Genomic DNA, 13,903 nt, shown 5'->3' with positions numbered 1-13,903 from the left:
GACGCGGGTTCAAAGACAGGCTCTCAGCCGGTGACGGTGGCGTCCTTCTCCGGCGTGCTGGCCGCCGGATCGGCGGGCGCGCCGTGGCCGCTGCCGGAGGGCGTGGGCCCGCCCTTGAGGGCCAGGCACAGCGCCGCACCGGCGAACATCGTCAGGGCGGGCACCAGCATGGTGGGCTGCAGCGCGTCCACGAAGCTGTTGGAGAACACCTTGCCGGCCAGCTCCTGGAAGGTGTGCGCCACATCGCCGGGCAGGTCGGCGGGGAGCGAGCCGCCGCCCTGGTCGGTGCCGACGCCGACGGTCTTGGCGCCGTCACCGAAGGCGGAGGTGAAGCCCTCGCGGTACTGCTCGGGCAGCTTGGCGGCGCTGGTGGCGGCCTCCTCGCGCAGCGCGGAGACCAGCTGGGCCTGCAGGACCGCGCCGATGACGGCACCGGCCATCACCGAACCGACCTGGCGCAGCGCGTTGTTGACGCCGGAGGCGGCACCGGTCAGATGCGGCGGCACGTTGCGCATGACCTCCGAGCCCATCGGGGCGAAGGTGCAGCCCGCCCCCAGACCGGCGACGAACAGCGGCCCGATGAACGCCGTCCAGCTGCTGTCGGTGTCGGCGGTCAGCAGGATCCAGGTGATGCCGATGCCGAACATCGAAAGACCGGCCGTCAGGATGTACTTGCCGCCGAACTTCTCCGACAGGATGCCGGCCGGACCGGCCGTGAACATGGAGCCCAGCGCCAGCGGCACCAGCACCAGACCGGTCTTCATGGCGCTGAAGCCGAGCACCGACTGCAGATAGATCGTCGTGGGCAGCAAGATGCCCAGCACGCCGAAGGACACCGCGATGCCGACCAGGTTGACCACGGCGAAGTTGCGGTCCTTGAACAGCGAGAACGGCAGCAGCGGTTCGTTGTCCTGCTGGCCGCGCTCGTAGAGCAGGAACACGCCCAGCAGGGCGACGGCGGCGCCGATCAGCGTCCAGATCCAGGTGTTCCACTCATAGCGCTCGCCCTCGGTCAGGCCGAAGGCCAGGCAGAACAGGGCGGCCGAGGCGAGCAGCACGCCCGGCAGGTCGTAGCGGTGCCGCACGGCCCTGACGTGCTTGGGCATCACCCGCAGGCCGAAGACCAGCACCAGCACGCCGACGGGGATGTTGATGAAGAACACCCAGCGCCAGTCCATGTGGGTGACCAGCAGACCGCCGACGGTCGGGCCGATCGCCCCGGACACCCCGGCGACCGCGCCCCAGACGCCGTAGGCCGCGCCGCGCTTCTCCGGCGGGAACACATCGGTGATGATCGACAGGGTCTGCGGCATCAGCATCGCGGCGCCCACGCCCTGCACCGCGCGGAACGCGATGAGCTGGGCGGGATCCTGCGCAAGACCGCAGGCCAGGCTGGAGAGGGTGAACAGGGCCACGCCGGACAGGAACAGATTGCCCTTGCCGTGGATGTCGCCCAGCCGCCCGGCCGTGATGATCAGGGTGGCCAGTACGAGGGTGTAGGAGTTGACGACCCACAGCACCTGGTCGAGCGAGGCGCCCAGGTCGTCGGTCATGTCCGGAATGGCGATGTTCACGATCGTCAGGTCCACCAGGGTCATCACGAACCCCAGGCACAGGACGCTCAGAACCGCCCACGGATTTGTCTGCCGTACTTGAGTCATGTTCCTCTCCCAGTGGGCGTCCAGGCCGCTCACAGCGTGTCGTGGTGCAACCAAGAGGCCGGGCGCCCGCGGGGTGTGACATGCGGCCCGCCAGTGAGACGCACGCCACACCCGCAGGGCGTCCGGCCGGCCCGCACACCGCCCCGGACACCGGCTTGCGGCGCCGCGTCAGGCGACGCAGATCCCCTCGACGGCGACCTTCTCGTAGGCGTGCGGGTAGGCGGTGATGCCCTCCGGGTACTTCCCGGCCGCCTGCTGGAACTCCGGCGTGCTGAAGGCGGCGAACAGCGCCTGGGTCGACTCCCACACCGCGATGTTGACGACCAGCCGGCTGCCGCCGGTGCCCTTGTGCAGCTGCGTGCGGATACAGCCCGGGCTGGCCTTCATGTACGCGGCGTCCGCACGCCAGATGGTCAGGAACTCCTCGTACAGCTCCGGCGGCACGTCGAAGACGTTGACCAGGGTGATCGGCCCGGTCGTCTCCTGGAACTGCTTCATCAGCGGGGTGCCCGGATCCAGTGCTTCTATCTTCATCGGCTTCCTTTCGCGGAAGGTTCAGAGCTCCTGCGGGTCCAGGTCGTCGGGGGTGAGCACGACGATGGGCAGCAGGCGTTCGGTCTTGTCCTGGAACTTCAAGAAGGTGGGGAAGACGTCGGTCAGCGCCTTCCAGAGCCGGTCCCGCTCGGCCCCGGACTTCTGCAGCGCGGCGGTGCACCGGATCGTCTCCGCGCCGATCTCGACCTCCACCGCCGGGTTGGTGCGCAGGTTGTGGTACCAGCCGGGGTGCACCGCGTTGCCGCCGTAGGCCGCCAGCACGATGAAGCGCCCGTTGTCGTAGAGGTAGCCGACCGGGTTGGTGCGGCGCTTGCCGCTCTTGCGGCCCTGGGTGGTCAGCAGCAGCGCGTCCAGGCGGCCGAACCTGCCGAGCACCTTGCCGCTGCTCCTGCGGTAGATCCACACGTTCGCCGCCACGATGGCCCGGTTGATGCGGATGATCGCCCTGGAGGGCCGCGGGGCGCCGGCCGCGGCCGGTTTGGCGTGCGGGTCCCGGGCCGCCGGCAGTGCCGTGGGGTCGGGCATGGGGGTGTCCTTTCCATTGAGTCCTCGGTGGCGTGCCCGGCAACCGGCCGGGGCACGGCGGACGTTGCTAGAGCGGCTTCTTGCCCTTGAGGGCCGAGCGCACGGAGCTGGCCAGCAGCGAGCGGGCCATGTCGCGCAGCTCACCGGCCGGCGCCTTGCGCAGCGACCAGTGCATGAACCGCGCGACCATCGCCGTGCTCGGGTACACGAACCGGGTGGACTCCTCGTCCTTCCACCCGAACACCGGGTTCAGGCCCTGGCAGTCGCGCAGCGCCGCGAAGATGATGTCCGCGGCGGTGTCCCCGTCCACCTCGCCGACCTCGTACTTCTCGCAGGTCTCCGCGGTCAGCTCGAGGATGTGCCGGAAGTCGTCGTGCGGCCACCACAGGCCCGGATAGGCGCTGTTCTCCAGCTCCTTGAGGTGGCGCTCGTCGCCGTCCAGCTCGTACTGGACGCGGGCCCGGTGCAGCCGCATCACCCCGGGCGTCAGGAACCCGCCCCACACCCGGAACACCGCGTTCCACAGCCGGAAGTGGGAGAAGGCGATGTAGGAGCTGTTGACCAGGTCGTCGTTGTACTGCAGCAGCCCGCGCTCGACCTGCTCGACATAGGCGAAGCGCTCCACCGACCAGTCGTCGTCCGCGAGCGACTCCAAAAGGCGCGAGCACAGCGCGTACACCACCTCGAAGGTGTTGGACAGACCGCGCGAGTACAGCGGGTCCAAGAACCCGGCCGCGTGCGACATCAGGCACCAGCGGTGCCCGATCGACCGGCTGGAGGAGTACTGCAGCCGGTCGGTGGAGATCCACTCGCGGACCCGCTTGGCCCCCACGAACTGCCGCTTGACCGCCGGGTACTTGTCCAGGAAGGAGCGGAACTCCTCCTCGGGCGTCAGGTCCTGGGGCTTGGGATAGGTGCGCTCGTCCATGGTCAGGCCGACGCTGACCATCGGGTTCTTGGAGCCCTTGGCGTTGTCGAACGGGATGATCCAGAACCAGCCGCGCTCGATGAGGTGGTGCAGGGTGCCGCCGTGCCACTGGGCCGGCGGGCGCTTGCTCACCGGGTGGTGCGACACGTCGTCGAAGGGCTTGACGCCGATGTAGTGCGTGAACAGCGACCGGGCGTGGTGCTTGAAGCGGGCCGGCTGCTCGCGCAGCCCGAACTTCTCCGCCAGCGGCGAGCGGAACCCGCTCGCGTCGATGAGGTACTTGGCCCGGAACACCTCGCCGTTCTTGCCGCTGACGGTCACCCCGTCCTCGTCGAAGTCCAGGTCGGTGGCGAACCAGTTCTGCCGGGTGAGGCAGCCGTACTTCGCGGCGACGTTGAAGTAGTACTGGTCGCTGTCCTGGCGGAAGAGATGGCTGGCGTCGGTCAGGGCCTTGGGGATGACGAACATCGTCGCCTCGTCGGGGTCGGGCTCCTTGCCCGCCTCGTGCTTGATGAACCCGAAGTTCTGCTTCTTGCCGTGGTGCGGGCCCAGATGGTCGGCGACCGCCTTGGTGTTCAGCAGATGGCCGAGCTCGGGCACGTCGAAACGCGACTGGAGAATGTGCAGCCACTCGATCAGCTGCGGCGTCATCGACTCGCCGACCGCGAACCGCGGGTGCTGCCCCGCGTCCACGAGCACCACCTTGGCGCCCTGGCGGGCCAGGATCGCCCCGGCGACCGAGCCCGCGAGCCCGGAGCCCAGGATGAAGACGTCGCACTGCTGGACCTTGTCGGACTTCTTGGCCCGGCCGCTCGCCATGACCTTGCTGGACATACGTGCCACCCTCTCTCGGGACGGATTGCTTGCTGTGCCGGTCGCGGCGTGCCCGGCCATCACGGGGCGGATCGGGAGACGACCAGAGCGGAGTTGAAGCCGCCGTAACCGCGGGCGAGCACCAGGGCGTTCTCCAGCCGGGCCGCCCGCGCCCCACCGGTGACCAGGTCCAGGCGGTGGGCGGGATCGGGCGTGACGTTGACGGTGGGCGGGATGACCCCGTCGCGCAGGGCGAGCAGGGCGGTGGCCACATCCAGCGAGGCGGCCCCGGACAGCAGCCGCCCCACCATCGTCTTGGGCGCGGTCACCGCCACCCGGCCCGGCCCGAACACCGCGGCCAGCGCCTGCGCCTCGATACGGTCCAGGCCGGGTACGGCGGCGGCGTCGGCGAACACCACATCCACCTCGCCGGGCGCCAGATCGGCGTCGGCCAGGGCCAGTTCCACGGCCCGCTGCAGGCCCGGCGGGCGGCCGCTGTCCGGCCGGGGATCGAACGTGGCGGCATACCCGCGCACCGCCCCGTACACGGCGGCGCCGCGCTCCCGGGCCGCCGACGCCTCCTCCAGGACGAGCAGCGCCCCGCCCTCGCCGGGCACATGGCCGGCCGCCCCGGCATCGAAGGGCAGATACGCCCGCTCGGCATCGCGGCTGGTGCTCAGGCGGCCCCCGGCCCACTGGGCGACGTGCCCCCAGGGGCAGATCGAGCCGTCCACCCCGCCGGAGACGATCAGCCGGCTGCCCTTGCGGATCTGCCGGCGGGCCTGCGCCAGGGCGTCCAGGCCGCCGGCCTGGTCGGAGACGATCACGCCGCTGGGGCCGCGCATCCCGTTGCGGATGGAGATCTGACCGGTGTTCACCGCGTAGAACCAGGCGAAGGACTGGTACGCGGAGACGTAACTGCCGCCCTTGGACCACAGGTTCTGCAGCTCGCGCTGGCCGAACTCGAAGCCGCCCGCCGAGGCGGCGGTCACCACCCCCATGTCGAAGGGGTCCCACGCGGCGGGATCCACCCCGGCGTCCTTGAGCGCCCAGTCGGCGGCGACCAGCGCCAGCCGCGTCATGTGATCGGTCTGCGCGATGAGGCGGCCCGGCAGATGCTCCTCGGCCCGGAAGCCGGGCACCTCACCGGCCAGCCCCGCCGGATAGCCGGCGGCGTCGAAGCGCTTGATGTCCTCGATGCCGCTCTTGCCCGCCAGCGTGGCATCCCAGTACGCCTCCACACCCAGGCCGTTGGGCGCGGTGACGCCGATCCCGGTGACGACGGTGCTCCTCATGCCGCCCTCCGCAACACCATCGCGCTCTGGAACCCGCCGAAGCCGCTGCCCACGCTCAACACCGTGTCGGTGCGCTGCTCGCGGGCCACCAACGGCACGTAGTCCAGGTCGCACTCCGGGTCGGCCTCGTGCAGATTCGCCGTCGGCGGCACCACGTTGTGCTCGATGGCCAGCACCGACGCGGCGATCTCCAGGGAGCCGATCGCGCCGAGCGAGTGCCCCACCATCGACTTGATGGAGCTGACCGGCGTCCGGTAGGCGTGCGCGCCCAGGCTGTGCTTGAACGCGGCGGTCTCGTGCCGGTCGTTCTGCTTGGTGCCCGAACCGTGCGCGTTGATGTAGTCGACCTGCTCGGCGTTGATGCGCGCCTCCTCCAGGGCCAGCCGGATCGCCTCGGCCATCTCCCGGCCGTCCGGCCGCAGCCCCGTCATGTGAAAGGCGTTGCAGCGGGTCGCGAAGCCGCAGATCTCGGCGTAGATGTACGCCCCGCGCCGCTCGGCGCGCTCGCGCTCCTCCAGGACGAACATCGCCGCCCCCTCGCCGAGCACGAACCCGTTGCGGGTCCGGTCGAAGGGCCGCGAGGCCCGCTCGGGCTCCTCGTCCCGGGGCGTGGTCGCCTTGATGGCGTCGAAACAGGCCACCGTGATGGGGGAGATGGGGGCCGCGGCGGCCCCCGCCAGCATCACGTCCGCACTGCCCTCGCGGATCAGCTCGGTGGCATGACCCACCGAGTCCAGGCCCGAGGTGCAGCCGGTGGACACCACCGCGGCCGGCCCCTCGGCGCCCACCCGCCAGGCCACCTCGGAGGCGAACGAGCTGGGCACGAAGTAGTCGTACAGATGCGGCACCGCATAGCGGTGGTCGACCAGGTCCAGGCGGCCGCCGTCGCTGACGACGTTGTACTCGCGGTCCAGGGCCATGGTCGCGCCCACCCCGCTGCCGATGGTCACGCCGGTGCGGTGCGCCTCGATCGTCTCGGGGGTCAGCCCGCTGTCGGCCATCGCCTCGGCGGTGGTGACCACCGCGAACTGCGCGGCCCGGTCCATGCGCCGGATCTCCTGCGGGCTCAGCCCGTACTGCTCGGCATCGAAGTCGACCTCGGCGGCCACCCGGGAGCGGAACGGCGAAGGGTCGAACAGGGTGATGCGCCGGGTGGCGGTGCGGCCGTTGCTCAGCAGGTTCCAGAAATCCTTGGCCCCCACACCACCGGGCGCCACAACCCCGATGCCTGTGATCACTACGTCGCGTCCCATGCGGACGGTGCTCCCTTCCGGGGGAAAAACGTCACGAAGACCGGGTCCAGTGGTAGAAGCGCTCGGCCATCGCGTCCGCGGGCGAACGCCAGGTCGCCGGGTCGTAGGCCCCGATGTGCGGCCGCAGGTCGTCGCTGACCTTCATGAACAGCGGATGGGTCTTGGCCTCCTCGATCGCCCGGCCGCCCTGGTCGGAATCGAAGTCCTGCAGATGGAAGTAGAGGCCGCGGTAGGAGAAGAGCTGGCGCCGCCGGGTCCCCATCAGATCGGGCATCCCGGTGCCGTCGAACTCCCCGAAGATCCGGGCCACGTCATCGCCGGCGCCGGGGTCCATGCGCGCCACGATCAAAGTGCTGTGCATCGGCTGTCTCCCGTGGGTGGAAGGTTCGGTGCCCGCAGGCGAAATCCCGGCAGAGCCCGTGAAACGGCCCGCGGGAGAAGGGAAGAAAGGTCGCGGCGGCGGATGCGCCACCGAATGCGACGAGGCCCGGGAACAGTTCACCGGACTCTGCCCCATACCTTCTTCGGTCGGTGACCGGATTTCAATGGGAAGAACTTCAGAAATGTGTCAGAAATTCTTCAGAGAATTTCAGGAGCCGCCCGCCCCGCGCCCCGGCGCCGCACCGGGGGAGCGGCCCGCACTACGGCGCGCGAAACACGCATGCACGTCCGCCTCCGCGTACGCGGTGCGCCCGGCCCGGCTGCGCCGCCGCCAGCGCTGCTCACTGGCCAGCCGGTAGACCGTGCCGGTGGACACCGACCACAGCCGCGCCACCTCCCCGGCCGACAGCCACCGCTCGCCCTGCCCGCACAGCGCACGGCGCAGCTCCGTCCACCGCTCGCCGGGCCAGGTGTGCGCCGGGTCGGCGTCGCAGCGGATCGCCGTGCAGTCCTGCGTGTCCGCCCCGCGGAAGTCGGCGACCAGCGTGCCCGCGCAGCCCCGCGCCACACACGCCCCCACCCGCACCCGGCGCGGCGGCGGCGTGCCCCGGCCCACCCGGCGCGCGGCCGCCGCCAGCCGGGCGATCTCGTCGGCCACCTCGGCGGCCGCCGGATGCGCGGCGAGCCAGTGGCCGTGCAGCAGCAGGAAGGCGCACAGCCGGCCCACGACGCGCTCGGGGGCGGGCACCCGCAACTGGGCGCTGACCAGCCCGGCCCACGAGCCCAGCGTGGCAAGCACCGCGGTGCGCACATCGGCGGCCGCCTCGTTGAACGGCATCCCCGGCAGCCCCGGGTTCCCGCTGACCCGCTCGCGCGCCCCGGCCCCGCCCCCGCCGCCGAGCCGGTGCGCCAACTCCTCGTACAGGGCGGGCAGTTCCCGCAGATCCCGGGCCAGCAGCCGCAGACACCCCGGGCACAGGCGCAGCCCCTCGACCGCGGCGCCCCCGCCCCCGCCCCGCCCGCAGCCCGCCCGCGCACAGCGCGTCCGCGCGACGGTGGACACCCGCAGTTCACGTTGGTTCATCTGTATTCCCCCGTAGTCCCGCGCGAGCCGCACCCCCTGCCGTGCAAAGGAGCCGGCCCACACAAACGCCGTACATCCAAACGACATGCACATCACTCGTACGCAAACACCGGGACCGGAGAAGGAAAGGCACCGTGCGCGGCGGGAATTCCCCGTCGAAGGGCCCGGGCGAACGCACCCCGTCCCGGTGGAAAACCGCCCTCCCGCACACCCCCGCCCCTCCTGGCCCCCGCCACCCCCGCCGTGCCGCGCGGACGGCTGGTGCCTGCTCCTCACGGACTGTCCCGAAAGCGACCGCGTGCCGGGGTGGGATCTCGGCCACCGTAGGGAACCCCGTGCCAGCCCCGGGTCAGCACCAGGCCAAGACAGCCACTGGACTGTGCCCGCCCACCCCTCCGGCCCCCGCCCGCCCCAGCGCCCCCGACCGGCCCTTCTCCGCACACTGTTGACACACCGGTGCACCCCGGCTGACCCGAGCCTGGCGCCGCGCTGGCGCACCCTCACCCATGCTGGGCGGCACCACGGGCCGGCACCACCGGCCCCGCAGGACGACGACGGGGTGGAAGCGATGAAGGTCAGTACCCTGGGCACCACCGCGGCCCACCGGCCCGCAACCGACCCGGCCGTCCGCGGCCCCCGGCCCGGCCACCCGCCCCACCACACCCCCCTGTGGGTGCCCGCCGCCACCGGCCCCCACCACCCGCCCGCCTTCACCCCCGCCACCAGCCTGCTCGTCGTCGACAGCCGCGACACCGGCCGGGCCTGGGCCCCGCTGGGCGTGCGCACCGTCCGGGTGGGCCGCGACCTCTCCGGCAGCGCCCCCGCCTGGACCTCCTACCTCAAAGCCCTCCACCAGCAGGGCCACGCCCCGCGCACCCTCGTCTTCGACCTGCCCGCCGCCACCACGAGCCCCGAGCGGGCCGCCGACCTGACCCTGCCGCTGCTGCGCGCCCTGTGCTGCTCCACCAGCCGCACCCCCCTGCACGTGGCCTTCCTCGTCACCGGGCGGGCCCGGCCCGAACTCGCCGCGGCCTTCGGCGCGATCGCCCAGCAGGCGGGCGCCGAGGACGGCCGCATCCACGCCGTCTCGGTCGCCGTCCAGACCCTGCCGCCCTGGGCCCGCGACCCCCTGCACACCGCGCTCGGCGAACTCGCCCTGCCCCGCCCCAAACTCGCCGAGGTCCGCTACACCCCCACCGGCCGCGAGGTACGCGTCCTGCGCGCCGCCCCCGCACCCCGCCCCGGCACCCCGCGCGCCGCGCTGCGCCCCGGCGGCCGCTACCTGCTGACCGACACCGGCGAAGGCGACGGCGCCCGCCTGGCCCTGGCCCTGGCCCGCGCCCACCGGGCCCGCATCGTGCTGCTGGCACCGGAGTGCGGCCCGGCCCCCGCCGACCCCCGCATCACCCACGTCGCGGGCCGCCTCTCCCGCGCCGAGGACGTGCGGGCCGCCGTCCGCGTGGCCCTGCACCACTTCGGCTCCCTGGACGGCGTGCTGCACTGCGCCGGACACACCGAGGGCCGCCCCCTGTCCCAGCTGTCCGCCGCCACCGCCCGCCAGGTCCTGGCCGACGCCGTGACCGGCGCCGCCCACCTGGACGACGCCACCGCCGCACTGTCCCTGGACTTCTTCGCGCTGACCACCGCGGCCCCCGCCTACCGGACGGCCACCGGCGCCGCCCTGCCCGCCGCCACGGCCCGCGCCCTGGGCGCCCTGGCCGCCAGCCGCGCCCACCTGGCCCGGGCCGGCCTGCGCCGCGGCCTCTCCCTCGCCCTGTGCCGGCCCGACCGCACCGGCCCGCCCACCCCCGACGCCCTGAACCGGGCACTGGCCGACGGCCACAGCGAACTGACCGCGCACCCCGCCGCACCCTGACCCCGCCGCACCCGACCCCCCAGTCGTATGACAAGGCCCGCCACCGGCCCTGCCCGCCCGATGACAACCCCCCGCCTCCCGCCCCCCGCCATGGCAGGAGGCGGGCAGGAATCCCGTCTTCCCGCCCCCGTCTTGCCCGCCGGGCGCGGCGCGCGTTGACGCTGCGCGCGCCGCCTCGCAAGGCTCGGGCCCTCCGGTCCCATCCACGGACTCCTCGGGAAGGCCTGCGAGATTCATGAACGTACTGATCGTCGAGAACGACGACGCGACGGCCGAGGCACTGCGGCAGATGCTGGGCATGCACGGCTACACCACCCGGCACGCCCGCACCGGAACCGACGCACTGGACCAACTGCCCCACGCCGACCTGGTGCTGCTCGACCTGGTCCTGCCCGACCTGGCCGGACACGAGGTGTGCCGGCGCATCCGGGAGCAGTCCTGCGTACCGGTCATCGTGCTCAGCGGCAGCCACCACGAACTCGACCAGGTACTGGCCCTGAACTCCGGCGCCGACGACTTCGTCCCCAAACCGTTTGGCCACCACGAACTGCTCGCCCGCATCGGCGCGGTGCTGCGCCGCGGCGCGGGCTGCCTGCTGCACGGCACGGGCGCGATCGCCGACCCGGTGCCGCTGCCCCTGGTGCCCGCCCAGCGCCGCCCTCCGGCCCGCCCCGCCCCCGACCCCGCACCCCAGGCCGCGAGCGAGCCCGACCCCTGGCCCGAGCCGGAGCCCGCCGCCCCCGGGCCGCGCCACCTGAGCGCGGGCCCGCTGCGGCTGGACGCCCGCACCCGCAAGGTCCACCTGGACGACGACGAAGTGCGCGTCACCCGCAAGGAGTTCGACCTGCTCGCCCTGCTCCTGGAGGAGCCCGGCACGGTCCTGCGCCGCGAGGAGATCATGGCCCGGGTGTGGGACGAGAACTGGTTCGGCTCCACCCGCACCCTGGACGTCCACGTCGGCTCGCTGCGCGGCAAGCTCGGCTCACCGCACTGGATCGAGACGGTCCGCGGCGTGGGCTACCGCCTCACCGTCCCGGCCGCCGTCCTGTGCTCGGCGCTGGAGGGGTGAGAGCCTGTCTTTGAACCCCCGCCTGCGCCCCGACGCCCGCTCCGACCGCCGCTGCGCCCGCGCTCCGCGCGAACGACGCGGGTTCAAAGACAGGCTCTGAGCGGCGCGCCCGGCTCCGCCGCGCCGGGGACGGGCCCGGTGGCCGGCGGGCCCGGCTGGCGGCGCAGCGCGTCCAGCACGGCGCGCACCGCCGCCCGCGGGGGCGCGCCGCGGCGGGTGGCCGCGGTGATGGTGCGGGTCACCGGCGTGGCCAGTTCGCGGGTGGCGACGCGGTAGCGGGCATCGACGGCCAGGGCGGGCAGCAGCGCGATCGACAGGCCGGCCTCGACGTGCTGCAGCGTCATCAGGTAGTTGCCGAACCGGGCCACCACCCGCGGCTCGAACCGGGCCCGGCGGCACAGCCGCAGCGCGAGCCCGGCCATGTAGGAGTCCGGCATGTCCAGCGTCCACGGCTCGTCCGCGCAGGCCGCCAGGTCCACCGGCCCGCGCCCGGCCGCCCGGTGGCCGGGCGGGACCACCAGCAGCACCGGGTCCGTGGCCAGCGGCACCAGGTCCAGGTCGTCGCCCAGCGGCAGCTCGCCGAAGTCGGTGGTGGTGATGATGAGGTCCACGTCGCCGCCGCGCAGCGCGGGCATGCTCTCGTGCGGCTCCAGCTGCAGCACCTCCAGCTCCAGGTGCGGATGCGCGTGCGCCAGACCCTGCACCGCCGGCACCGCCATGGTGTGGATCGCGCTCTGGAAGGTGCCCAGCCGCACCAGCCCGGCCGGCTCCTGCCCGAACCCGCGCAACTCCGCCTCGACGCCGTCCATCTGCTCCAAAAGCGCCCGCGCCCGCCGCGCCAGGATCAGCCCGGCCGAGGTCAGCCGCACCCGGCGGCCGGTGCGCTCCAGCAGCCGCGTGCCCGTCTCGCTCTCCAGCACGGCGAGCTGCTGGGACACGCTGGACGGGCTCATGTGGACGGCCTGCGCGACCGCCCGCACCGTGCCCAGCATCTCCAGACGGCACAGCAGCCGCAGCCTCCAGGGATTCATCACACCCCCATTGTTGTGCGGATCTACCGAACAGGACAGCCACAAATGTGCGATGGACGCGTCGCTCGCGGGCGCCCTACCGTCGGCGCCATGGCTGCCACGACCACCGCCGCACCGTCCACCGCCGCCTTCTGGGCCCAGGCCGAGGAGCATCTCGTGCGCTACGGCGGCGAGTTCACCCGCGAGATCATCGACCGGGCCGCCGGAAGCTTCGTGTTCACCGCCGACGGCCGCAGGATCCTCGACTTCACCTCCGGCCAGATGAGCGCGATCCTGGGCCACTCCCACCCGCGGATCGTCACCACCGTCCAGCAGCAGGTCGCCCGCCTGGACCACCTCTACAGCGGCATGCTCAGCCGCCCGGTGGTCGACCTGGCCCGCCGGCTGGCCGGCACGCTGCCCGCACCGCTGACCAAGACACTGCTGCTGACCACCGGCGCCGAGTCCAACGAGGCCGCCCTGCGGATGGCCAAGCTCGTCACCGGCAGGCACGAGGTCGTCTCCTTCGCCCGCTCCTGGCACGGCATGACCCAGGCCGCCGCCTCGGCCACCTACAGCGCGGGCCGCAAGGGCTACGGTCCCGCCGCGCCCGGCAACTTCGCCATCCCGGTGCCCAACGCCTACCGGCCCGACATCACCACCGCGGACGGCGCGCTGGACTGGCGCCGCCAGCTGGACCTGGCCTTCGACCTGATCGACGCGCAGTCCACCGGCAGCCTGGCCGCCTGCCTGGTCGAGCCCATCCTCAGCTCCGGCGGCATCATCGAGCCGCCCGCCGGATACTTCGCGGCGCTGCAGGCCAAGTGCCGCGAGCGCGGCATGCTGCTGATCCTGGACGAGGCCCAGACCGGGCTGTGCCGCACCGGGACCTGGTACGCCTTCGAGCGCGACGGGGTCGTCCCCGACATCCTCACGCTGTCCAAGACGCTCGGCGCCGGTCTGCCCCTGGCGGCGGTCATCACCAGCGAGGCCATCGAGCAGGAGGCGTACGAGCGCGGGTTCCTGTTCTTCACCACGCACGTCGCCGACCCGCTGGTGGCCGCGGTCGGCAACACCGTCCTGGACGTCCTGGCCGAGGACCGGCTCGACGAACGCGCCCGCCGAATGGGCGAGTTCCTGCGCCAGGGCCTGACCGACCTCGCCGCCCGGCACCGGGTCGTCGGCGACATCCGCGGCCGCGGCCTGCTGGCGGGCCTGGAACTCGTCGTGGACCGTGAGACGAAGCAGACCTCGGACGCCCTGGGCGCCCAGGTCACCCGGCGCTGCCTGGAACTGGGCCTGCACATGAACATCGTCCAACTCCCCGGCATGGGCGGCGTGTTCCGCATCGCACCCCCGCTGACCGCCACCCAGGACGAACTGGAGCTCGGCCTGACCATCCTGGACCAGGCAATCGGCGAGTCCTGCACGCCCCTCTGACCCAGCCGCCCGG

General features: G+C 72.7%; 12 protein-coding genes. 3 read left to right on the top strand and 9 right to left on the bottom strand.

Annotation, left to right across the window (positions count from 1 at the left end; translation table 11 throughout):
• Window positions 1-23: 23 nt before the first annotated feature.
• The 8 genes from AC068B_RS33220 to AC068B_RS33185 all read right to left on the bottom strand — a co-directional run bounded on the left by AC068B_RS33220 (window position 24) and on the right by AC068B_RS33185 (window position 8,495).
• Window positions 24-1,661 carry an MFS transporter gene (locus tag AC068B_RS33220; RefSeq protein ID WP_478675247.1) on the bottom strand — a complete coding sequence of 546 codons (1,638 nt, stop codon included), beginning with the start codon at window positions 1,659-1,661 and terminating at the stop codon, window positions 24-26.
• A gap of 168 nt (window positions 1,662-1,829) precedes the next feature.
• A complete protein-coding gene (locus AC068B_RS33215) occupies window positions 1,830-2,195 on the bottom strand; it encodes an antibiotic biosynthesis monooxygenase family protein (RefSeq protein ID WP_306335295.1) in 366 nt (121 codons plus the stop codon).
• Window positions 2,196-2,216: 21 nt separating this feature from the next.
• The gene (locus AC068B_RS33210; protein WP_478675246.1) at window positions 2,217-2,741 is read right to left on the bottom strand and encodes a nitroreductase family deazaflavin-dependent oxidoreductase; all 525 of its coding nucleotides are present in this window, start codon (window positions 2,739-2,741) and stop codon (window positions 2,217-2,219) included.
• 67 nt (window positions 2,742-2,808) lie between these two features.
• Window positions 2,809-4,503, bottom strand: a complete 1,695-nt coding sequence (locus AC068B_RS33205; protein ID WP_478675245.1) for an NAD(P)/FAD-dependent oxidoreductase — start codon at window positions 4,501-4,503, stop codon at window positions 2,809-2,811.
• 59 nt (window positions 4,504-4,562) lie between these two features.
• Entirely contained in the window at window positions 4,563-5,777 is a 1,215-nt protein-coding gene (locus tag AC068B_RS33200) for a ketosynthase chain-length factor (RefSeq protein ID WP_478675244.1), read from the bottom strand.
• Window positions 5,774-7,030, bottom strand: a complete 1,257-nt coding sequence (locus AC068B_RS33195) for a beta-ketoacyl-[acyl-carrier-protein] synthase family protein (protein ID WP_478675243.1) — start codon at window positions 7,028-7,030, stop codon at window positions 5,774-5,776. Before AC068B_RS33195 ends, AC068B_RS33200 begins: the two co-directional genes overlap by 4 nt.
• 31 nt (window positions 7,031-7,061) lie before the next feature.
• Complete coding sequence (locus AC068B_RS33190; protein WP_478675242.1) at window positions 7,062-7,391, bottom strand: TcmI family type II polyketide cyclase; 330 nt, start codon at window positions 7,389-7,391, stop codon at window positions 7,062-7,064.
• Between the two features lie 228 nt (window positions 7,392-7,619).
• The gene (locus AC068B_RS33185) at window positions 7,620-8,495 is read right to left on the bottom strand and encodes a hypothetical protein (protein WP_478675241.1); all 876 of its coding nucleotides are present in this window, start codon (window positions 8,493-8,495) and stop codon (window positions 7,620-7,622) included.
• A gap of 568 nt (window positions 8,496-9,063) precedes the next feature.
• Between AC068B_RS33185 and AC068B_RS33180 the strand changes: the two genes are divergently transcribed.
• Both AC068B_RS33180 and AC068B_RS33175 read left to right on the top strand, forming a co-directional pair.
• Window positions 9,064-10,371 (top strand): KR domain-containing protein, encoded by a 1,308-nt coding sequence (locus tag AC068B_RS33180; RefSeq protein ID WP_478675240.1) that lies wholly within the window; start codon window positions 9,064-9,066, stop codon window positions 10,369-10,371.
• Between the two features lie 235 nt (window positions 10,372-10,606).
• Window positions 10,607-11,440, top strand: coding sequence for a response regulator transcription factor (locus AC068B_RS33175; RefSeq protein WP_478675239.1), 834 nt, complete (start codon window positions 10,607-10,609; stop codon window positions 11,438-11,440).
• 83 nt (window positions 11,441-11,523) lie between these two features.
• On the opposite strand, the gene AC068B_RS33170 is transcribed toward AC068B_RS33175, so the two are convergent.
• Window positions 11,524-12,471 (bottom strand): LysR family transcriptional regulator, encoded by a 948-nt coding sequence (locus AC068B_RS33170; protein ID WP_478675291.1) that lies wholly within the window; start codon window positions 12,469-12,471, stop codon window positions 11,524-11,526.
• A 90-nt stretch (window positions 12,472-12,561) separates the two neighbouring features.
• Here AC068B_RS33170 and AC068B_RS33165 point away from each other — a divergent pair, with 90 nt between their 5' ends.
• Window positions 12,562-13,890 carry an aspartate aminotransferase family protein gene (locus AC068B_RS33165; RefSeq protein WP_478675238.1) on the top strand — a complete coding sequence of 443 codons (1,329 nt, stop codon included), beginning with the start codon at window positions 12,562-12,564 and terminating at the stop codon, window positions 13,888-13,890.
• The last annotated feature ends 13 nt before the right edge of the window (window positions 13,891-13,903 follow it).

This window comes from Streptomyces sp. NPDC042371 (genome assembly GCF_056437465.1).
This window is presented reverse-complemented; position numbering and strand designations above follow the sequence as displayed.

Excerpts from the sequence above, each read along its gene's own strand:
- AC068B_RS33220 (WP_478675247.1), bottom strand. The coding sequence starts at position 1,661 with ATGACTCAAGTACGGCAGACAAATCCGTGGGCGGTTCTGAGCGTCCTG.
- AC068B_RS33215 (WP_306335295.1), bottom strand. The coding sequence starts at position 2,195 with ATGAAGATAGAAGCACTGGATCCGGGCACCCCGCTGATGAAGCAGTTC.
- AC068B_RS33210 (WP_478675246.1), bottom strand. The coding sequence starts at position 2,741 with ATGCCCGACCCCACGGCACTGCCGGCGGCCCGGGACCCGCACGCCAAA.
- AC068B_RS33205 (WP_478675245.1), bottom strand. The coding sequence starts at position 4,503 with ATGTCCAGCAAGGTCATGGCGAGCGGCCGGGCCAAGAAGTCCGACAAG.
- AC068B_RS33200 (WP_478675244.1), bottom strand. The coding sequence starts at position 5,777 with ATGAGGAGCACCGTCGTCACCGGGATCGGCGTCACCGCGCCCAACGGC.
- AC068B_RS33195 (WP_478675243.1), bottom strand. The coding sequence starts at position 7,030 with ATGGGACGCGACGTAGTGATCACAGGCATCGGGGTTGTGGCGCCCGGT.
- AC068B_RS33190 (WP_478675242.1), bottom strand. The coding sequence starts at position 7,391 with ATGCACAGCACTTTGATCGTGGCGCGCATGGACCCCGGCGCCGGCGAT.
- AC068B_RS33185 (WP_478675241.1), bottom strand. The coding sequence starts at position 8,495 with ATGAACCAACGTGAACTGCGGGTGTCCACCGTCGCGCGGACGCGCTGT.
- AC068B_RS33180 (WP_478675240.1), top strand. The coding sequence starts at position 9,064 with ATGAAGGTCAGTACCCTGGGCACCACCGCGGCCCACCGGCCCGCAACC.
- AC068B_RS33175 (WP_478675239.1), top strand. The coding sequence starts at position 10,607 with ATGAACGTACTGATCGTCGAGAACGACGACGCGACGGCCGAGGCACTG.
- AC068B_RS33170 (WP_478675291.1), bottom strand. The coding sequence starts at position 12,471 with ATGAATCCCTGGAGGCTGCGGCTGCTGTGCCGTCTGGAGATGCTGGGC.
- AC068B_RS33165 (WP_478675238.1), top strand. The coding sequence starts at position 12,562 with ATGGCTGCCACGACCACCGCCGCACCGTCCACCGCCGCCTTCTGGGCC.